General features: G+C 67.4%; 17 protein-coding genes. 6 read left to right on the forward strand and 11 right to left on the reverse strand.

From position 1 onward, the window contains the following. Nucleotides 1–60: 60 nt before the first annotated feature. Entirely contained in the window at nucleotides 61–1,179 is a 1,119-nt protein-coding gene (locus ETR14_RS07605; protein ID WP_129384057.1) for a COX15/CtaA family protein, read from the forward strand. Beyond that, a complete protein-coding gene (cutA, locus tag ETR14_RS07610) occupies nucleotides 1,176–1,511 on the forward strand; it encodes a divalent-cation tolerance protein CutA (RefSeq protein WP_129384058.1) in 336 nt (111 codons plus the stop codon). The genes ETR14_RS07605 and cutA overlap by 4 nt, the downstream gene beginning before the upstream one ends. Before the next feature lie 3 nt (nucleotides 1,512–1,514). Here cutA and ETR14_RS07615 read toward each other — a convergent pair whose 3' ends face one another. After that, a complete protein-coding gene (locus tag ETR14_RS07615) occupies nucleotides 1,515–2,831 on the reverse strand; it encodes an aspartyl protease family protein (RefSeq protein WP_129384059.1) in 1,317 nt (438 codons plus the stop codon). A 90-nt stretch (nucleotides 2,832–2,921) separates the two neighbouring features. Between ETR14_RS07615 and ETR14_RS07620 the strand changes: the two genes are divergently transcribed. The 4 genes from ETR14_RS07620 to rpsI all read left to right on the forward strand — a co-directional run bounded on the left by ETR14_RS07620 (nucleotide 2,922) and on the right by rpsI (nucleotide 5,179). Next, nucleotides 2,922–3,422 carry a DUF2975 domain-containing protein gene (locus ETR14_RS07620; protein ID WP_165356359.1) on the forward strand — a complete coding sequence of 167 codons (501 nt, stop codon included), beginning with the start codon at nucleotides 2,922–2,924 and terminating at the stop codon, nucleotides 3,420–3,422. Further along, nucleotides 3,422–3,649 (forward strand): helix-turn-helix transcriptional regulator, encoded by a 228-nt coding sequence (locus ETR14_RS07625; RefSeq protein WP_129384061.1) that lies wholly within the window; start codon nucleotides 3,422–3,424, stop codon nucleotides 3,647–3,649. The genes ETR14_RS07620 and ETR14_RS07625 overlap by 1 nt, the downstream gene beginning before the upstream one ends. 472 nt (nucleotides 3,650–4,121) lie before the next feature. After that, complete coding sequence (gene rplM / locus ETR14_RS07630; RefSeq protein ID WP_129384062.1) at nucleotides 4,122–4,601, forward strand: 50S ribosomal protein L13; 480 nt, start codon at nucleotides 4,122–4,124, stop codon at nucleotides 4,599–4,601. After that, complete coding sequence (gene rpsI / locus ETR14_RS07635) at nucleotides 4,601–5,179, forward strand: 30S ribosomal protein S9 (protein WP_129384063.1); 579 nt, start codon at nucleotides 4,601–4,603, stop codon at nucleotides 5,177–5,179. Before rplM ends, rpsI begins: the two co-directional genes overlap by 1 nt. 335 nt (nucleotides 5,180–5,514) lie before the next feature. Here the strand turns inward: rpsI and ETR14_RS07640 are convergent, their stop codons facing one another. The 10 genes from ETR14_RS07640 to ETR14_RS07685 form a co-directional block, all read right to left on the reverse strand. Next, entirely contained in the window at nucleotides 5,515–7,014 is a 1,500-nt protein-coding gene (locus ETR14_RS07640) for a TIGR01777 family oxidoreductase (RefSeq protein ID WP_129384064.1), read from the reverse strand. Further along, on the reverse strand, nucleotides 7,011–7,700 hold the full coding sequence (locus tag ETR14_RS07645; protein WP_129384065.1) for a DUF4166 domain-containing protein: 690 nt from the start codon (nucleotides 7,698–7,700) through the stop codon (nucleotides 7,011–7,013). Before ETR14_RS07645 ends, ETR14_RS07640 begins: the two co-directional genes overlap by 4 nt. A 65-nt stretch (nucleotides 7,701–7,765) precedes the next feature. Further along, entirely contained in the window at nucleotides 7,766–8,350 is a 585-nt protein-coding gene (locus ETR14_RS07650; protein ID WP_129384066.1) for a GbsR/MarR family transcriptional regulator, read from the reverse strand. 549 nt (nucleotides 8,351–8,899) lie between these two features. Further along, nucleotides 8,900–9,889 (reverse strand): aldo/keto reductase, encoded by a 990-nt coding sequence (locus tag ETR14_RS07655; protein WP_371416759.1) that lies wholly within the window; start codon nucleotides 9,887–9,889, stop codon nucleotides 8,900–8,902. 76 nt (nucleotides 9,890–9,965) lie between these two features. Further along, nucleotides 9,966–11,534 (reverse strand): DHA2 family efflux MFS transporter permease subunit, encoded by a 1,569-nt coding sequence (locus ETR14_RS07660; RefSeq protein ID WP_129384067.1) that lies wholly within the window; start codon nucleotides 11,532–11,534, stop codon nucleotides 9,966–9,968. Then, nucleotides 11,535–12,692, reverse strand: coding sequence for an HlyD family secretion protein (locus tag ETR14_RS07665; RefSeq protein ID WP_129384068.1), 1,158 nt, complete (start codon nucleotides 12,690–12,692; stop codon nucleotides 11,535–11,537). Beyond that, a complete protein-coding gene (locus tag ETR14_RS07670) occupies nucleotides 12,689–13,132 on the reverse strand; it encodes a MarR family winged helix-turn-helix transcriptional regulator (protein ID WP_129384069.1) in 444 nt (147 codons plus the stop codon). Before ETR14_RS07670 ends, ETR14_RS07665 begins: the two co-directional genes overlap by 4 nt. A gap of 1,242 nt (nucleotides 13,133–14,374) precedes the next feature. After that, nucleotides 14,375–15,178: a DUF1499 domain-containing protein gene (locus tag ETR14_RS07675; protein ID WP_165356360.1), complete on the reverse strand. Its 804-nt coding sequence runs from the start codon at nucleotides 15,176–15,178 to the stop codon at nucleotides 14,375–14,377. 196 nt (nucleotides 15,179–15,374) lie between these two features. Next, nucleotides 15,375–16,559, reverse strand: coding sequence for a mannonate dehydratase (uxuA, locus tag ETR14_RS07680; RefSeq protein ID WP_243455808.1), 1,185 nt, complete (start codon nucleotides 16,557–16,559; stop codon nucleotides 15,375–15,377). A 132-nt stretch (nucleotides 16,560–16,691) separates the two neighbouring features. Continuing rightward, a complete protein-coding gene (locus tag ETR14_RS07685; protein WP_243455809.1) occupies nucleotides 16,692–19,760 on the reverse strand; it encodes a TonB-dependent receptor in 3,069 nt (1,022 codons plus the stop codon). Between the last annotated feature and the right edge of the window lie 153 nt (nucleotides 19,761–19,913).

A 19,913-nucleotide genomic window follows, 5' to 3' on the forward strand; every position in this document is an offset into this window, starting at 1 on the left:
ATTACATACCCGAAAAAGTTGCATTGGATTCGATCCATCCCGGAGGCATAGGACGCGCTTATGGCCACTGCCGCCGCTCCCCGTTCCGCCGCGCCCGGCGCACGCCCGCGCCCCATCGCCACCTGGCTGCTCGCGGTCGCCGCGCTCGTCTTCCTGATGGTCGTCGTCGGCGGCATCACGCGGCTGACCGAATCGGGTCTCTCGATCACCCGCTGGGAGCCGGTCTCCGGCACCATGCCCCCGATCGGCGAGGCCGCCTGGCAGGAGGAATTCGATCTCTACCGGCAGAGCCCGCAATACCGGCAGATCAATGCCGGCATGAGCCTGGCCGAGTTCAAGAACATCTACTTCTGGGAATATGTCCATCGCCTGCTCGGCCGTGTGATCGGCCTCGCCTTCGCTTTGCCCCTGCTCTGGTTCTGGCTGCGCCGCGCGATCCCCGCCGGGTATGGCTGGAAGCTGGTCGCCTTGCTGGCGCTCGGCGGGCTGCAGGGCGCGATCGGCTGGTGGATGGTCGCGTCGGGCCTGGTCGACCAACCCGACGTCAGCCACATCCGCCTCGCCGTCCACCTGCTGACCGCCCTGCTGATCTTCTCCAGCCTGGTCTGGGTCGCGCTCGACCTGCGCCGGCTTGCCGACGACCCGGCGGCGCGGCCGGCACGCATGCCGACGGTCGCGATCTGGGCTTTGTCGGCGCTCGCTTTGCAATTGCTGTACGGCGCCTATGTCGCCGGGCTCGACGCCGGCTATGCCTATTCGAGCTGGCCGAAGATGGGCGATGAATGGTTTCCGGCGGCGACTCCGATGCTGGCGCCGTGGCTTCGCAACTTTGTCGACAATCCGATCATGGTCCAGTTCGTCCACCGCTGGCTGGCCTGGGCGGTCGCGCTCGCCGCCGCTTTGCTCGCCCGGGCGGCGTGGCGGCATAACTTGCGCACCGAAGCCTTCGCCTTGCTCGCGGCCGTGGCGGCGCAGATCCTGCTCGGCATTTCCACCCTGCTCAGCGGAGTCGACATCCACATCGCCGCCGGCCACCAGGCGATGGCGGTGATCCTGCTCGGCACCATGGTCGCGACCGGCCATCGCCTCGGCGTCGCCATCAGCGATCGCCTCGACGTCGCAACCCGCGATCGCCCCGGCGCCGCCACCGGCGGTCGCCCCGGCGTCGCCCGCGGATGAGCGACGCGGCGCGCGGGATCGTCAGCGTCTACGCGACCTTCGCATCTGAAGACGAGGCGGCGCGGATCGGCCGCATCCTCGTCGAGGAACGGCTGGCCGCCTGCGTCAACATCCTCGGCGGCTGCCGGTCGATCTACCGCTGGCAGGGACGGATCGAGGATTCGGCCGAAGTGGCGGCCCTGTTCAAGACGGCGACCGATCGTGCCGAGGCGCTGATCGCCCGATTCGCAGACTTGCACGGCTACGACCTTCCGGCCGCGGCGGTCTGGCCGATCGCAGCGGCGACTCCCGGCTATGCCGCCTGGGTGGTGGACGAGACCGCTCCCGCCTGAGCCTCAGCGCGGCGCCGCCTCGATCGTCCCGCGGCGAAAATCTAGAGTGACGCCGTCGAAGGCGCGGAGCACGTCGTTGCCGAGCACGCCGTAGCGTTCCTCTTCATTGGCATCGTCGGCGAGTTCCACATCGATGCTCTTCATCTCGCGCGTCGCGGTGCCGATTGCGATGGGGACGGGCCCGAGGCTCGCCACCCGCACTGTCGTCGATCCGCCGACGCCGCCCTTGCCCTGACTCTTGCCGCTGTCGGTCGGGCGGAGATCCGGGCGCTCGGCGGCGAAGCGCTTGTAGAGGGCAGTGCTGGCGGCCCCGGTATCGAGGAACAGCGGGTGGACTCGGCCGGCAATCGCGACCTGCGCATAGAGATCGTTGCCGATTAGCAGCAGGTTCGGCGCCGGCGCCGGCCCGCTCGGCGCCGCCGCGATCGTCAGAGCGTCGCCCGGCCCGAACGTGACCCGGCCGAGCGCCCGCAGCACCGGCAGGCCGACGATCGCTTCGATCCGGTAGCCACCCGGAACCATCGGAAAGTCGAGCGCCTTGTCGTCGAGCACCGCGAACGGAACGTTGCGCAGAGTAGCGCCGGCGAAATGGAGGCTGTCGGCAATGGCGATTCGCACCGGCACGTCGGCGCCGATCGAATTGCCGACCGCCGCTTCGCCGTCGAGCATCCTGAGCCCGAGCGCCTTGGCGGTGCTGGCATTGACCACCGAGACGTTGGCGCCGGTATCGACCACCGCCTGCGCCTGGGCGCCGCCTGCGGCCATCGCCACGCGCAGCAGGCCGACCTTGTCCCGGGCGCCGTTCGCCGGGCGCCCCGCCGCGATGCTGTCCACGCGCTGCGCGGGTGCCTGGGCGAGGATCGCGGCGACGACCCGGGTCTGGCGCATATTCTCGATCTGCTTGGCCGGGCGATCCGGCGACAGGGCGAGAAAGGCATCCGCCTGCCGCACCGCCTCGGCATAATCCTCTTTCGCGAACGCGACCTCCGACGCGATTTCAAGCGCCCGTGCCCGCCGGTCGCGGTCCTGGTCGCCGAGTGCGAAATAGCGGGCCAGCGCCGCGTCGGCATCCGGTCCGCCGAGGCGGGTGGCGGCGAGTTGCGCTTCGGCAAGCGCACGCGCCGCCGGATCGAGGCCGGGCAGGAGCTGCTCCAGCTGGGCGGTCGCGCCGACCCGCGCCGCCAGGATCGCGGCGTCGAACCGGTCTGTCTTCACGGCCGCGGCGGCGGCGTCCGCCGGAGCCGCGCCGGCGAGGCCAGCACAGGCGAGGATTGCGCCCGAGAGAAGAGAGAGCAGGACGTGGGAAGAGGCTCTGGGCACGGGTATCGATCTCCTGTACAATCATCGTGAAGCAGTTAACAGTTTCTGTTTTACGATAATCTTTGTTTGGGATGCAATATGGAATCTCGTGTGAGACTGGCCGTGGGCGCGCGCCGGCTGAGGATCGGCACGCTGGCGGGGCTGCTCGCGACGATCCTGCTCGTCGCCGTGGCCGGGCTCGCCACCCTGCTCGGCATCGGCGGCCTGCATCTCGGCACCACCGGCAGCGGCGCACCCGATGCCGAGGCCGCCGGAGCGCTGGTGTCGGGGATCCCGTTCGCGCTCGGCCTTTGGCGGCTGCTCGCGATGCTGCGCCGGATCGAACGCGGCGAGGTGTTCGAGCAGGCGACGATCGCCGATCTGCGCGGCTTCGCCTTGTGGGTGCTGGTCTCGTCGATCGCCTCGATCGTCGCGCCGCCGCTGTTGGAGTTCCTGTTGGGATTGGTCCGCGGCGGCGACAGCCTCACCGTCACCTTGTCGTTCGAGAGCGGCGACTTCTTCGCCCTGCTGGTCAGCGCCCTGCTCTTCTTCATCGCCAGGCTGTTCGGCGAGGCGCAGCGTATCGCCGACGATAATCGGCAGATCGTCTGATGCGGATCGTCGTCCGGCTCGATGTGATGCTTGCCCGGCGCAAGGTGCGGTCGAAGGAACTCGCGGCCCATGTCGGCATCACCGAGGCCAATCTGTCGCTGCTCAAGTCCGGTCGGGTAAAGGGCATCCGCTTCGAGACGCTGGAGAAGATCTGCGACTATCTCGACTGCCAGCCCGGCGACCTGCTCGAATTCGACCGGTCCCTGCCGCCCGGCGCGGACGATTGAGCGCCCTTCCATGCGGACGAGAAGAAGGACTGTTCACTCGAAGCCTCAAAGACGCGAAGACAGATCTCCCTTGGCTCCCGATGTTTGACCGGATCGTCGGCGCTTGGGATCCACCCGGGGAGACTCGCCGCGCGGCCTCTTCGCCTCTTCGCGGCTTTGCGGTTTTGCGGCTTTGCGGCTTTGCGGCTTTGCGTGATCCAATTTTCTTCTGCCCTCGTTTCAGCTAGCCGGCCGAGCGAGGCGGCCTGAGCAGAAGGACAGAAACGGCCGGTCCATCCCCCTTCTTCGCGACGGGCCGAACCGCAGCGGTATCATTTTACCTCTCGTCAAAGCCGCGGTTTTTCTTGACTTAAATGGGTCCAGCTGCCATTTGGCCGCTCGTCAGCGCCGCCCCCGGTGAAAGCCTCGGGGCGGCGCGGTTCATTTCAGGTGGGCGCGTCATCCGGCGTGCCTCGTTACGGAGTTGGGGCCCATGAAGGCGCTGATGAAGACCACCAAGGCCGCCAAGGCCTCCGAGGTCGAGAAGAAATGGCATCTCATCGATGCCGATGGTCTGGTCGTCGGGCGCGTCGCCACGATCATCGCCAATCTGCTGCGCGGCAAGCACAAGCCGCTGTTCACCCCGCATGCCGACATCGGCGACCATGTCGTGGTGATCAATGCGGACAAGGTCCGGTTCACCGGCAAGAAGCTCGGCGACAAGGTCTATTACCGCCACACCGGCTATGCCGGCGGCATCAAGTCGGTCACTGCGGCCAAGGTCCTCGAAGGCCGCTTCCCCGAGCGCGTGCTCGAGAAGGCCGTCGAGCGCATGATCCCGCGCGGCCCGCTCGGCCGTGAGCAGATGCGCCACCTTCACCTCTATGCCGGCACCGAGCATCCGCACGCCGGCCAGAACCCCGAAACCCTCGACGTCGCGGGCATGAACCGCAAGAACAAGGTGGGTGCCTGATGTCCGACAATCGTCAATCCCTCGCCGATCTCGCCCAGCTGACGGGCGCCGCCCAGGCTCCGGCTCCGGCCGCTGCCGACGCTCCGACCGAAGCGACCGCGGAAGCCGAAGCGCCGGTCTCCAACGAGCATGGCGTCGCCACCCAGGGCCCGCAGATCCAGGCAGTGCTTCGCGAGCAGCAGCTCGACAAGCAGGGCCGCGCTTACGCGACCGGCCGCCGCAAGGACGCCGTCGCCCGCGTCTGGCTGAAGCCCGGCACCGGCAAGATCATCGTCAACGGCCGCGATCAGACCGTCTATTTCGCGCGTCCGACGCTGCGCCTGATCATCAACCAGGTGTTCGACATCACCGAGCGCCGCGATCAGTATGACGTCGTCGCTACCGTCAAGGGCGGCGGTCTCTCCGGCCAGGCCGGTGCGGTCCGTCACGGCATCTCGACCGCGCTCACCCGCTACGAGCCGACCCTGCGCACCACGGTGAAGCGCGCCGGCTTCCTCACCCGCGATCCGCGCGTCGTCGAGCGCAAGAAGTACGGCCGCGCCAAGGCACGCCGCAGCTTCCAGTTCTCGAAGCGCTAAGAGATACGTCACGAAGCCTTCGCTTCGTGCCGGGCAACAAGAGGGTCGTCCTTCGGGGCGGCCCTTTTTTTGCGTCGCCTCGAAGTGGTACTTCGCGGCGGGATCGGAGAGCAGAACGGGGTCTTCTGAAGCCGGCCCATAATGGGTGAGGCGGGTCGCCTCCTCGGCCTTAGCCGTCATCCCAGCGAAAGCCGGGATCTCCCCGAAGACCTGCGTCGGCGTGGATGAAGCGCGCGGTGCCTCTTCCGACCTGAGATCCCAGCTGCAGTTCATCCTGAGCGTGTCGAAGGGCTGGGATGACGGGTCGGGGTATAGCGCGGTGGAGTCGCCCCCACTCACCGCAGCAGCCCCGCCTCAGGGCGCCGCCGGATGTGCAGGCGCGGCGCGGCGAGCGGCTTACCGACGATCTCCGCCAACGCATCGTCGATCCGGGGATAATCGAACCGGAAGCCGAGCGCGAGCGCACGCGCCGGCACGACATGCTGGCCGCCGAGGAGCAGCTCGTCGGCGAAGCCGCCGAGCGCGAGACGGAGCGGCGCCGCCGGCACCGGCAGGATTGCCGGCCGGCGCAGCGCCCGGCCGAGTGCCCGCACGAACGCGCGATTGTCGACCGGACCGGGCGCGGTGCCGTTGATCACGCCTTTGAAACGGGGATCGGCGATCGCGCGGACGATCAGACGGACGAGATCGTCGCGGTGGATCCAGCTCATCACCTGGCGGCCGTCGCCGAAGCGGCCGCCGAGCCCGAATTCGAACGGCGCCAGCATCCGGCTGAGCACGCCGCCCTCGCGCCCCAGCACCAGACCGGTGCGCAGGATCACGAGCCGTGCCCGGCCCGCGGCGGCGTTCCGGCCGGCCTGCTCCCACGCGGCGCAGACAGTGCGGCAGAAGCAATCGCTACCGGCGGCACCCTCGTCGAGCGGCTCGGCGCCGCGCAGGCCGTACCAGCCGATTGCGGAACCACTGACCATCACCTCCGGCGTGACCGCAAGCCGATCGATCAGGCGCCCGACCGCGGCGGTGACCGCGCGGCGTGAGTCGAGGATGCGCGCACGCTTGGCGGCGGTCCACAGGCCGTTGCCGATCGGCTCGCCGGCCAGATTGACGATCGCGTCGATGCGCGCGTCGGCGGCGATCTGATCGAGATCTGTGACGATCCGGATCGGTGCCGGGAGCGCGGCATCGCTCCCCCGGCTGCGAGTCAGCACGGTCACGTCGTGACCGGCGCCGACCAAGGCTTCGACCAGCCGCCGGCCGATGAAGCCGGTGCCGCCGGTGACCAGGATCGCGCGTCCCGGCGCGAGGCCGATGGCGAGGCGGGCAGCATCGCCGTCGCGCAGCCGCCGGGTGCGGGCTGCGGCGGCAAGATCGCGCACGCCCGTGACGAAGGTGCCGACCGTCGCCAGCGCGCAGAGCCAGCTCCACAGTCCGTAGGAGACCGGCGCGATCGCCGTGTCGCGCTGCGCCCAGCCGATGAGCACGGGAAGGAGGAAGGCGAGGATCGCGCCGTAATTGAGCGTCAGCAGCGCGTGGAGCACACGCTCGCTTGGCGGCAGCTTGCGGGTGCGGTCCTCCTCGACGAAATCCCATAAGGTGATCCCGGTCTCGGCGATCAGCAGCGCGATCAGGCCGACCGCCCAGGCGCCGTGCGGCACGGTCCAGCCGAGCGCGCCGAAGGCGATGCCGTAGGCCAGGTTCCGGATCCCGTGCAGCTGCAGCTCGCGGCGCTGGGAGGGACGCCAGGCGAGCCGCTCGATTCCTTCATGGTGAAGGAAGGTGTCGGTCGCGCCCATCACCATCTGGATGGCGACGAGGGTCCAGAGCAACTCGGTCATGGCGCGTCTCCCCTTTCGGGTCGCTCGTGAAAGATACCGACCTGGTGGACGAGCGCGCCCAACCAGGGGTGATGAAGGGCGAGGATGAAGGCGAACTGCCCGTCGCCGAGGTCGACATGACTGACCCGCATCCGCCCCGGCGCGAGCCAGTGCGGCAGGCGCAGGCGAACGCTGCCGATCCTGAGGAAATAATGGTCGCTGTCGAAATGGAGCGCCCCGGCCTCGACCCGCAGCACCAGGGCGATGCCGAAGCCGAGGCCGAGATATTCCTCGAGCCCCGTCGGTCCGGCGAAGCGCTTGGCGCTGTGGATGGCCTGCGGAAAGCCGCGGCGTCGGCCATAGATGCGGGTCCAGCATTGGCCACCGGTGGCCGGATCCTCGGTGACGCTGACCGCCGCCGGAACGCCGATCTCGCAGCCGAGCGGCAGCGGCGCCCCGACCAGCCGTGCGGCCTGCGTCAGCCACCAGCCGCACCGGCTCCGCTGCGCCTCGACGATCTCCCCGGCGTAGAGGATGACGTGGCCGCCGGCGGCGCGATGGGCGAAGCGGGCGCGCACCGCCTCGGGCAACGTGACCCAATCGGCCTCGCCGACCAGGCGGCGGAAGCGCAGGTCGCCGAGGGGGGGCGACGTCGGCGCAGCGGCCGCCGCGATCCCCACCTTCGCCGCTACGCCCCGCGCGATCATTTCTTCCTCCACTATCGTTGTTTCTGTAGAGACAGAAACGTATGGTCAAAAAAGGGATAGCGCGTTCAGCCGCTATCCTTCTCGGCCGCCGGCTTGCCGCGGCCGAAGCCGACCAGGCTGGCAACCTTGGCGCCCATCCGCACCAGCGCCATCAGCTTCGGTGCGGGCACGCCCAACATCTGGTCGTGCCAGCGGGTGAGCGAGGTCACGAATTCGTCCATCGCCGCCAGCCGCTTGCGCGCGATGTCGCTGACCCGCGGATCCTTGTCGGCGTCGGTGCGGCAGGCGCGCAGCGCCGCCGCCGCGGGATCGATCTCGCGCTCCTTGCGCCCCTGCGCGATCCGGGTCGCCATCTCCCACAGATCGGTTTCCGCTTCGAAATGGTCGCGCCGGTCGCCGAGCACCGGCACCCGCCGGATCAGCTTCCAGCCCTGCAACTCGCGAAGGCTGTTCGAAACGTTGGACCGCGCGATGCCGAGCGTCTCGGCAATGTCCTCCGCGGTCAGCGGCCGCTCCGCCAGATAGAGCAGGGCATGGATCTGGGCGACCGAGCGATTGACCCCCCATTGCCCGCCCATGTCCCCCCATTGGAGCACGAAGCGTTCCACCGCTGGCGGCATCGTACGAGTCGTGGCGGAGATTTCTGTCATGACAGAAACTTCGGACATTGCGCGAGGCTTGTCAAGGGAGTTCGCCACGACACTCGAGGGTCGCGCAATTGCCCGCGGTGCAGCGGATGACAGGAAGAGGCAGGAGAAAGGAGGGCTTCGACAGGCTCAGCCCGAACGGTGGTGGAAGACACCGGTCCGATCGCCGAATGTGCAACGAACCGAGCGGGCAGGGTCGCCCCCGCGCTCGGCACAACGGTTAAATCAAAGCCGTACCGCCCCCTCTATGCTCCGTTCGGGCTGAGCCTGTCGAAGCCCTTCCCTCTCCTTCCCGCTGTCTCCGCGATCGGCCCATTGGTCGGTCCCGATCTTCTCACCCCTTCGGCAAGATCCTCACGAGAGCAGGAACAACGCCGTTGTGCCCGCCCGGTGATGTTAGAGGCGCACCTTACCTCACCCCCAACACCGTTCGGGCTGAGCCTGTCGAAGCCCTTCCCTTCCCGCTGTCGCACGAGAGAGCCAGCTCTAGCCAAGCCTCCTCTTCGCCCCACTCAAGCCCTCGATCCAAATTCGCTTCGGCGCCCCAGCCCCTCACCCGTTGATCGTCTTCATCCCCTGCGCATGATAACGCTCGCCCGCGGCGGCGCCGGGTGGCAGCACCGCATCGATCCGCGCCAGATCCTCGGCCGAGAGGACGACGTCCAGGGCGCCGACATTCTCGTCGAGCCGCTCGGGCCGGCGCGTGCCCGGGATCGGCACGATGTCGTCGCCCTGCGCCAGCACCCAGGCGAGCGCGAGCTGGGCGGGCGTGCAGCCCTTGTCGGCGGCGATCGCCTCGATCTCGCGGACGAGCGCGAGATTGCTGTCGAAATTGGCGCCTTCGAAGCGCGGATGGTGGCGCCGCCAGTCGTCCTCGGCGAAATCGGCCGGGCTTTTGAACTGGCCGGTGAGGAAGCCGCGGCCAAGCGGACTGTAGGCGACATAGCCGATGCCGAGCTCGCGCACCGTCGGCAGCAATTCCGCTTCGGCATCGCGGCTCCACAGCGAATATTCGGTCTGCAGCGCCGCGATCGGATGGACCGCATGGGCGCGGCAGATCGTCTCCGGCGCCGCCTCGCTGAGCCCGAGGAAGCGCACCTTGCCCTGTGCCACCAGCTCGGCCATCGCGCCGACAGTTTCCTCGATCGGAACGTTGGGATCGACCCGGTGCTGATAATAGAGATCGATCACGTCCACCTTCAGCCGCTTGAGGCTCGCCTCGCAGGCCGAGCGGACATAATCGGGCGTGCCGCAGATGCCGCCGAAGCTGCCGTCCGCGCCGCGGACGTTGCCGAACTTGGTGGCGAGCACGACCTTGTCGCGGCGATCGGCGATGGCACGCCCGACCAGCTCTTCATTGCGGCCGACGCCGTACATGTCGGCGGTGTCGAGGAAGTCGACGCCGCGCTCGATCGCATGGTGTATGGTCGCGATCGACCGGGCATCGTCGCCGGCGCCGTAGAATTCGGACATGCCCATGCAGCCGAGGCCGAGCGCCGAGACTTCGAGACCGCTGCTGCCGAGGGTTCGTCTCGTGATCATGTGAAGGCTCCTTCCCGCTTTCCCCGCGCAACGAGCGGAAGCCGTTCCGGCTCCCGCCCCCCGATCGGCGCGCGCGTCAGTCGGCAATCACCGGCGGACCGCCGGCGGCGCCCGCCTTGGGCTTGCGCAGCAGCAGGACGAGCGGCAGCGCGCACAGGGTCACCAGCATCATCGCGTGGAAATCGTCGAGATAGGCGATCATCAGCGCCTGCCGGTTGATCTCGGCATCGAGCATCGCCGTCACGCTGTCGCCGAAGCTGCCGAGCATCTGCGCGATCGTCGGATCGGCCACCTGCATCGTGTAGGGCGTGACATGGGCGGCGAGATCGGAATGGCTGACCTGGAGATTGCGGGCGAGCAGGAAGGTGACCATCGAGATGCCGATCGAGCCGCCGATGTTGCGCGCGAGGTTGAACAGAGCGGCGGCGGTGGTGCGATATTGCGGCGGCAGCGATGAGAAAGCGAGCGCCTGCAGCGGCACGAAGATGAGGCCGAGGCCGATCCCCTGGACGAAGCCGCTGACGATCACCGGATGCGCGTCCATCTGCAGCGAGAAGCCAGACATCTGCCACAGCGACAAGGCCATCGCCGAGATGCCGCCGAAGATCAGCAGCCGCCCGTCGACTTTGCCGGTCAGCCGGCCGGCGACCATCATCGACACCAGAGTGCCGACGCCGCGCGGCGCGGTCAGGAAGCCCGAATCGAGCACCGAATAGCCGAGCAGCCGCTGCAGCAAGGGCGGCAGCAAGGCGAGGCCGGCGAGCAGCAGCACGCCGGTGACCGCCATGAACAGCAGGGAGACGGCGAAGGTGCGGTCGGCGAACATCTTGGGGTCGAAGATCGGCTCGCGCGCGGTCATCAGGTGGACGACGAACATCCAGGCGCCGGCAATGGCGAGGCCGAGCTCGATCCGGATCTCCCAGCTTTGCAGCCAATCCAGCTGCTCGCCGCGATCGAGCATCATCTGCAGGCTGCCGAGCGCCAGCGCCAGGAGCGCGAAGCCGAACAGGTCGAACCGTCTCCTGTTAGTGGGGAAGCTCGGCATGTAGCGAAGCAGGATCAGAGTGCAGAGGATACCCACCGGCAGATTGACCAGGAACACCCAGCGCCAGCTGAAATTGTCGGTCAGCCAGCCGCCGAGCACCGGCCCGAGGATCGGCCCGATCATCACCCCCATGCCGAACATCGCCATCGCCCGCGCATGTTTCTCGGGCGGGTTGATGTCGAACAATACGGCCTGGGCGATCGGCACCAGGAAGGCGCCGGAAACGCCCTGCAGTGCCCGGAATGCCACCATTTCCGGTAGATTCTGCGCCATCGCGCACAGCACCGAGGCAAAGGTGAAGGTCACCACCGAGGCGATGAACAGCCGCCGCCGGCCGACCCGGTCGGCGAGCCAGCCGGTGATCGGAATCGCGATCGCGGAGGCGACGATGTAGCTGGTCAGCACCCAGTTGATGGTTTCCTGGGTGGCCGACATGCTCGCCATCATGTGCGGCAGAGCGACATTGGCAATGGTGGTGTCGAGCACCTGCAGCAGCACCGCCATCATCAAGGCGATGCTGACGATCACGTGCTCGGCGCGGTCGAGCGCGGGACGCTCGGGCGCGGCGACCGCAGAAGCCGAGGCGGCGGCGCTCGCCACTTACCGGCGTCCGTTCGCCTGCGGCTGCGAAGCGTGCGCCAGGCTGGCGCGGCCGCCCTGCGCCGGCGGCGGTGTTTCCTGGGTGTCGACGGTGACTTCGGCGGAAAGGCCCGCGAGCAGGGGACGGCCGGGATCGCTGTCGATGATGATCCGCACCGGCACGCGCTGCGTCACCTTCACCCAATTGCCGGTGGCGTTCTGGGCCGGCAGCACCGAGAATTCGGAGCCGGTGCCGCGGCCAATGGAGGCGACGTGGCCGACGATGTGCGCGCTCGGATAGGCGTCGAGCTTGACCTCCGCCGGCTGGCCCGGCGCCATCTTGGCGAGATCCGTTTCCTTGTAATTGGCCTCGACCCATACTTCGCCGCTGCGCACCACGGTGACCACCGACAAGCCCTGGACGACGGCATTGCCGACCTGGAGGCGATCGGTCTGGGTGACGTAGCCGTCCGACGGCGCCCGCACTTCGGTGCGCTTCAGGTCCAGCATCGCCTTGTCGCGCGCGGCGATCGCGGCGAGCAGAGCGGGCTGGTTCGTATCCGGACCGGCGCTGAGCTGGGCGCGGGTGACCTGCGCCTGCGACCGCGCGTTGGCGAGGCGCTCGCGCGCTTCCTGGAGATCGTGCAGCGCCTCGTCATGGCTGGCGCGGGTGGTGAAGCCGCGCCCGAGCAATTCCGCCTGCCGGTCGAACGCGCGCTGGGCATAAGCCACATTGGCCTCGGCGCCCTGGATGTCGGCGCCGCTGCCCGCCACCTCCGCCTGGGTGCGGTTGACCTGCACCCGCGCCGCGGCGATCTGCGCCTCCGCCTGGGCGAGCGCGATCCGGTACTGGCTCGGATCGATCCGGAACAGCAGCTGGCCTTTCCTGACCGGCTGGTTCTCGCGCACTGCGACTTCCGAGATCGTACCGGAAATCTCGGCGGCGACCGCGACCTTGTCCTGCTGGACATAGGCATTGTCGGTCGAGACGTAGCGCCCCGAGCTCAGCCACAGATAGAGGCCCACGGCCGCGAGCAGCAACGGTACCGACAGCATCACCAGCAGGCGGCCACGTTTCTTCTTCGGCGGCGCCTCGACGCTCGCTGCCGGTGCCGCCGCTTCGGCGGACGGGTCTGCCTGCTCGCCGGGCTCGGCGGCCGTGATCGGACCTTCCTTCATGCCACTTTATCCGTGATCCGGGCGGTGCAGGCCAAATTGGCCCGCACCCGCCGCAAGGTTTCCAGAACCGCCTGCTGCTCCGGCGCCGAGATGCCGACCAGCGCGTCGGCGAGGAAATCGTCGGCGAGGGCGCGCAATTTTTCGAGCAGCGGGCCTGCCTTGGCGGTGAGATGGATCCGCCACACCCGGCGATCCTCGCCATCCGCCCGGCGCTCGACCAGCCCCGCCTCAGCGAGCCGGTCGACCATCCGCGAGAGGGTGATCGGCTCGACCTCCAGCGCCTCGGCAAGCTCCACCTGCCGCTGCCCGTCCTGCCGCGCCAGCTTCGCCAGCACCCGCCACTGCGCCCGAGTCGCCCCAAGCGCCCCCGCCCGCCGATCGAACGCGCGGCGCAGGGCGTGGGCGGTGTCCCCGACCTCGGTGGCAAAATTGATGTCCATGCCAGCAATATAGTAAGCATGCTTATCATGAGCAAGCTGGGCAGCGTTAGCCGCATTGTGTTGGCATTCAACCCTCGCCGCCTCGCACCGACGCCCGTTAAGGATTTTGCACGCAAAGGCGCGAAGCGGCGGCGCGTGTCTCACCCCCTCAATCGGTGCTCCCGAACGAGGCGGTAGCGCGTGGACGGTGCAGGGCCTTTCACTCTTCGCCTTTTCGCTCCCGCGAACTCGGCACACTCCGCCCCTTCCGCTGCTCTCGTCATCCCAGCGAAAGCTGGGATCTCCCGGAGAACCTGCGTCGGCGTTGATGAAGCGCGCGGTGCCTCTTCCGGCCTGAGATCCCAGCTTTCGCTGGGATGACGCCCCCACGCACGACCCCAGCGTCAAGCCGAGCGACCGGCTTTCAATCAGCCGCGCTTACCGAGATCGACCAGGAGCGCACCCATCTTTTGCCATTGATGCCGGCTTCGCTGACGTCAACGCGCCCGCCCCTCCGCCCCACCGCCTCCCGCGCCCGTTTCGCCCTCTCGTCATCCCAGCGAAAGCTGGGATCTCCCTGAGGACCTAAGTCGGCGTGAATGAAGCGCGCGGTGTCTTTTCCGGCCTGAGATCCCAGCTTCCGCTGGGATGACGGGACCCAACGCACGACCCCAGCGTCGAGCCGAGTGACCGGCTCTCAATCAGCCGCGCTTGCCGAGATCGACCAGGAACGCACGCACCGCTTTGCCATTCATACCGACGCCCCCGCCGTCAACGCGCCCGCGCCCTTCCCCCCTCCGCCTCCCCAGCACTGCGCCCCTTGCGCCCCTCTCGTCATCCCAGCGAAAGCTGGGATCTCCCTGAGGACCTGCGTCCGCGTGAATGAAGCGCGCGTGTCTTTTCCGGCCTGAGATCCCAGCTTCCGCTGGGATGACGCCGCCCTCACGACCCCAGCGTCGAGCCGGGTGACCGGCTCTCAATCAGCCGCGCTTGCCGAGATCGACCAGGAACGCACGCACCGTTTTGCCATTCATACCGACACCCCCCGCCGTCAACGCGCGCGCGCCCTTCCCCCTCCACCTCCCCAGCACTGCGCCCCTTCCGCCCCTCTCGTCATCCCAGCGAAAGCTGGGATCTCTCCGAGGACCTGCATCCGCGTGAATGAAGCGCGCGGTGTCTTTTCCGGCCTGAGATCCCAGCTTCCGCTGGGATGACGGGAGCCAACGCACGACCCCAGCGTCGAGCCGAGTGACCGGCTCTCAATCAGCCCTGTTTGGCGAGATCGGCCAGGAAGGCGCGCACCCGTTTCGCGTTCATGCCGACGTCGCTGCCGCCGACCCGGCTGATCGAGCGCATGTCGACCAAGCTGCCGCCGCCCGGTGCCGGCCGCGCGCGGACGACGACGTCATCCTTGAAGCGGAAGAAGGTGCTGGTTGCGGTCGCCTCCAGGGTGCCGCCGGCGGGGTCCGCCTTGGCCACCGTCCAGCCGCGCTCGCGGGCGAGCGTCTCGGCCCGGCGGATCGCATCCTCGGGGCTCGCCGCCAGCTTCAATGTCTTGAGGTCCGAATAGGCCTCGCGGTGGATTGCCTTCCAGCGCGCTTCCGGCGCCAGCGCCTTCAATTCCGGCCGGTCCATGTCGGGGATCTTCTCGAGATTGTCGGCACGGACGCTCAAGGTGCGGAATTGCGGCAGATCGTCGAGATTGGTGGCGACGTCGTGGATCGCCGGCACGCTCTCCGCTTGCCGGACCAGCGACCCCAGGAACAAGACGAAGCCGAGCGCCACCACCAAGGCGACCAGATTGGCGAGCAGCAGGTTCGCCTTCCGCGCCCGCCGTGCCAGCACCAACCCGATCACGCCCAGCACCGCCCCGGCGATCGCCGCGAAGAACGCATAGCGCAGCACCCCGAAGGCGGCGGAGAAATGCCAGAGCTCCCGCCCCGCGCCGAGCGAGGCGATCAACGCCGCGAGCACACCGCCGACGCCGAACAGCAAGGCCCCCAAGGTCACCAGCCGTGCCCAGTCGCGCTTCGCGCCGCTGCCGGTGGTTCTCGCTGTCGTCGCCATGTCGTGCCTCCCGTTTCCGCGCATCGTGCGCTGAAGCGGGAGCAGGAGCAAGAGCATCGATACGAGGGATGCGAGCGGACCTAGGTCAGCGGACCACTTGCGGCCGCTTCGGGCACCGGAGCAATCCTGCGCTCGACCGCAGGACAGCGATCCGTCATTCGCGCGGTGTCGATGTTCGAATGCGGCCTAAGACGGATCAGTCGGCGGATTGACGAACGCCGCCACGGATGTGCGCAATCCCGCGTTCGAGCCCTCGCAACTCGGCGAGACCGCGCATCCGCCCGAGCAACGAATAACCCGGCAGGGTCTGCTTCGCCAAATCGTCGAGCATCTGATGGCCGTGGTCGGGGCGTATCGGAATCGACCGGCCCTCGCGCTGCTGCAGGGCGTGGATCGCGGCGACGAGCGACGCCATGCCCGCATTTCCTTCCAGATGCGCGGCTTCGTGGAAGGCCTCCTCGGATTCGCGTTGAACCGAGCGAAGGTGGAAGAACCCGATCCGATCGCCGAGGCGATCGATCATGCCCGGCAAGTCATTGTCGGCACGGACGCCGAACGAACCCGCACAAAAGCAGAGGCCGTTCGAGCGGTTGGGAACGCGGCGGAACAAGGTCGCGACATCCTCCTCGGTGCTGACCACGCGCGGCAGGCCGAAGAGAGGGAATGGCGGATCGTCCGGGTGCACGACCAGGCGGATGCCGTGCTCGTCCGCCACCGGGCAGACCGCCTCGAGAAAGGCGACATGGTTGGCACGCAGCGTGTCGCCGTCGACGGCATCATATTCGGCAAGCGCCGCGCGAAAGCGCTCCGCAGTAAAGGTCTCTTCGCTGCCGGGCAGCCCCGCGATGATCGTACGCTCCAGCCGGTGACGATCGTCGTCCGACATCGCGCGGAAGCGCTGCGCGGCACGATCGCGCAGCGCCGGCGAGTAATCGCGCTCGGCGCCCGGGCGGCGAAGCATGTACAGATCATAGGCGGCCACCGCCTCCAGCTCGAAGCGCAACGCCAGGGCACCGTCCGGCATCGTCCAGGCCAGGTCGGTCCGGGTCCAGTCGAGCACGGGCATGAAATTGTACGTCACGACCGCGATCTCGCACGCGGCCAGGTTGACGAGGCTCTCGCAATAATTCTCGATCAGCCTCTGCCAGTCCGGGCCTCGGGTCTTGATCCCCTCGTGCACGGGCAGGCTCTCGACGACCGACCAGGCAAGCCCGGATTCCTCGATCTCCCTTTTGCGCGCGGCGATCGCTTCTTGCGGCCAGACTTCGCCGTTCGCGATCTCGTGGAGCGCCGTCACCACCTCGCTCGCGCCGGCCTGCCGGATGTCGCGCAGCGTCACCGGATCCGACGGCCCGAACCACCGCATCGTCTGGGTCATCATCAACATGCGTTCAACCGCCCTGGGCGGCTCCTCTCGATCGACGATCGTCTAGCAGGTCAAAAGGCGAAGGCCACCCGTACCGCAACCGACCCGGGCCGTTCGGGTCGGTTGCGTCGCGCACGGCACTTGGGCCTAGAATTGGAAGTTCACCGCCAGGGCGAAGGTGCGGCCGAACGACGCCGTATAGAGCGGGTCCTGCCGTACCGTGTCCGTGTAGAGCTTGTTCTTCTCGTTGGTGATGTTCGACATCTCGGCGATCAGCTTGATGTTGTCGCTGATGTTGTACGAGGCCGATGCATCGACGAAGATCGAGCTCGCAGCGCCGTTGGCGTCGCTGTCCGCCGGTCCGGGAATGCCGGTGAGATACCCTGCGCGATAGTTGATGGTCGTGCGGATGCTGAAACGCGAATCCTCGTAATAGAGCGTGCCGCTCGCCGTTTCCGGCGACAGGCCGACCAGCGGCGCGGTCCGCGCCAAGGTCGGCGCGCCGGTCGCGGGGTTGGTCTGCAGGATGTAATTGATGTTGGAGCGGACCCGGGTGAAATTGGCGAGCACGCCGAGGTTGCTGAGGAAGCCCGGCAAGAAGCGCAACGGCAGCTGCACGTTCGCCTCGAACCCGCGCAGCGGTCCGCCCGGGGTGTTGTTGCTGCGGGAGAAATTGAACAATTCGGCCGGGCTCGCGGTGCTTCCGGAAAGCAGCGACAAGGGCAGATTGAGGTCGCTGAACGGGACCAGCTGGTTCGTGTTCTGGATGTAGGTTTCGATGTTCTTGTAGAAATAGGCGACGGACAGCAGCGAGCCGGGCGCGAAATACCATTCGAGCGCGGCATCGAAGGTATTGGCACGGATCGGATCGAGCAGCGGGTTGCTGGCCGATCCGGTGCGGATGGCCGCGTTGACGCTCGCGCTCGGGATCAACTGACCGTAGGCCGGACGCGACATCACCCGCGCGACGGAGAGACGGCCGATCAGGTTGGACGTGAGGTCGAAGGCCAGGTTGGCGGATGGCAGCCAGTCTTCGTAGGACCGCTCGACGGTGGTGATGACTCCCAGCGTCGGGTAGAGCGATCCGGCCGGTGCGTTGACGGGGATCGTACCTTCCGTGTGAAGATCGGTGTGGACGTAGCGCACTCCCGCGTCGCCCCGGACCGGGATCGGCAGCATGTCCCCGGTCTCGAACTTCACCATCAGATAGCCGGAGGTATATTTCTCCTTCACCTTGCCGAAGGCGCTGCCGCACTCGATCCCGCAATATTGGTAGACATTGTCGAAATCGACCGCGTCGCGGAACTTGTCGGGGTCGATCGCGGCGAAATCCTGCATGTTTCCGCCGAGAGTCTTGGCAACGCCCGTGGTGACGAAGGTCAGGCTGCTCAGCGAGACGCCGGCGGGCAAGGTCAGCGGCAGGCGCTGGGCGGGGATGAGATCACGCTGGCGCTGCTTGTAGTCGCCTGTGCGATACTGGCCGCCGGCCTGTACCACGAAGCCCGGTGCGGCTTCCCACTCCGTGTTGAGTTCGAACGTCTTGCTGATGATCGAATTGCGGCGATCGAAACTCGAGATCTGGCCACGCTGGGTGCCGTCCGGCAGCGGCGGCCCATAAGAGAAGATCGAGGCATCGCTCGGATCGACGCCGTAGCCCAGTGTCGGAAGATCGGGATCGTCGCGGAAGTCGATCGAGAAATTGTCGGTATCGTTCGAATCCATCGCCACCTGCAGGCGATCGACCTGCAAGATCGAGTCGGAAATGCCGGCGAGTCCATAGACTCGGAACGTGTCGCTGAAGCGGTGATCGAAGTTGAGATTGATCTGGCGGAAGGTCGACGTGAACCTCTCGTCCTGCATCTCCGATCGCAGATCGACGCCGTCCCACAGGCCGTGGATCAGCGAACCTTCCTCGTCGACCTCGATGTCCCTGATCGACATCATCGGCTGCCCGCCGTTCGACAAGGTGCGGCCCATCGAGCGTGCGTCCAGATAGGTGTCGAGGCGGTCGACCTTGAACCGGGCGTACAGTCCGTCGAGCGAAATGTCGGTGCGGTCGCTCGGCTTCCACTGCAAGGTCAAAGATCCGGCGAGACGCTCCTGCTCCTGGCGCGATTTGACCGGTCGCGGCAGGCGCGGAAGGAATACGCCGCCGCCGGGCCGTCCGGACACGCCGGTGCGGCTCATGATATAGTCGTAGGCTTCCTTGGTGCTGGTGCGCGGATTGCCGGTGCTGCAATTGTTCGCGTCGGCGCCGACCGGGACGGGCGGCGATCCGACCGTATTGCCGGGGCCTGGGCTGGTGACGGCGACGCCCTGATAGGTGTAACCGATCGGCGTGCAGAACGGGAAGATGATCGAGGTCGGAGCGGTCTGGCCCGGCAACAGAACCGATTGCGACTGGCCGGCAACGTAGGTGGGCAGGATATCCACGGCGGAATAAGCGAATTCCTCGATATTCCGCCGCGAATACGCGACGCTGCCGAGCACGCCGAACGTGTCGCCGAACTTCTTCGACACCAGCGCGGACAGCCGCGGGTCGATCTTCTTGGCGATGTCGTTGTAGATCCCGCGGGCGGTGCCCGAAAAGGTGAAATCCCCCTTCTGGTCGAACGGCTTGGGCGCGCGCAGGTCGACGGTCGCGCCGAGCGAGCCCTCTTCCACGTCGGCCGACGTCGTCTTGCGCACCGACAATGCCGAGAAGATCTCGGTCGGGAAGGTGACGAAATCGAACGAGCGGCCGGAGCTGACGCCGCCGCGTATGTCGGTGCCGCTGACCTGCGACACCCCTTCCATCCCGTTGATCCGCACCCGCGTGAATTGTGCGCCAAGACCGCGGACCGAGATGTTGCGGCCTTCGCCGCCGTCGCCGCGCGACAGCGCCACACCGGGGATGCGCTGCATCGATTCGGCAAGATTGGAATCGGGAAATTTGCCGATGTCCTCGGCGATGATGCTGTCGACCGCCGCGGTTTCCTGGCGCTTCAGGTTCAGGGCGTTGTTCAGCGAGGCGCGGAACCCGGTGACGACGATACCGGCTTCCTCCGCCGATGCGTCCCCCGCCGGCGGGGCCGCGGGCGCTGGCTCGGATCCCTGTCCGGCGTCGGGAGGAGCGTCTTGGCGGGACACTTGGGCTGCGGCGGGTGACGCCATCAGGATGCCCAGGAAACTCGTCGAGACAAGCAGGCGGCGCTTGCCGCTGGCGTTGCAGCCCATTTCACCTCTCCCTTGGCCCGGATGGCGGATTGTCCGCCGCAGCGATGCTGAACCGCTTTTCTTATTCAGGCCGTAGGTCGGGTAACATTGTCAGCTTCGATCCACAATAGCGCCTTACATCTTTGCTGCTGTGGCCTGACCAATCACGAGAGT

The sequence above is a fragment of the Sphingosinicella sp. BN140058 genome (assembly GCF_004135585.1).
Lineage (GTDB): Bacteria > Pseudomonadota > Alphaproteobacteria > Sphingomonadales > Sphingomonadaceae > Allosphingosinicella.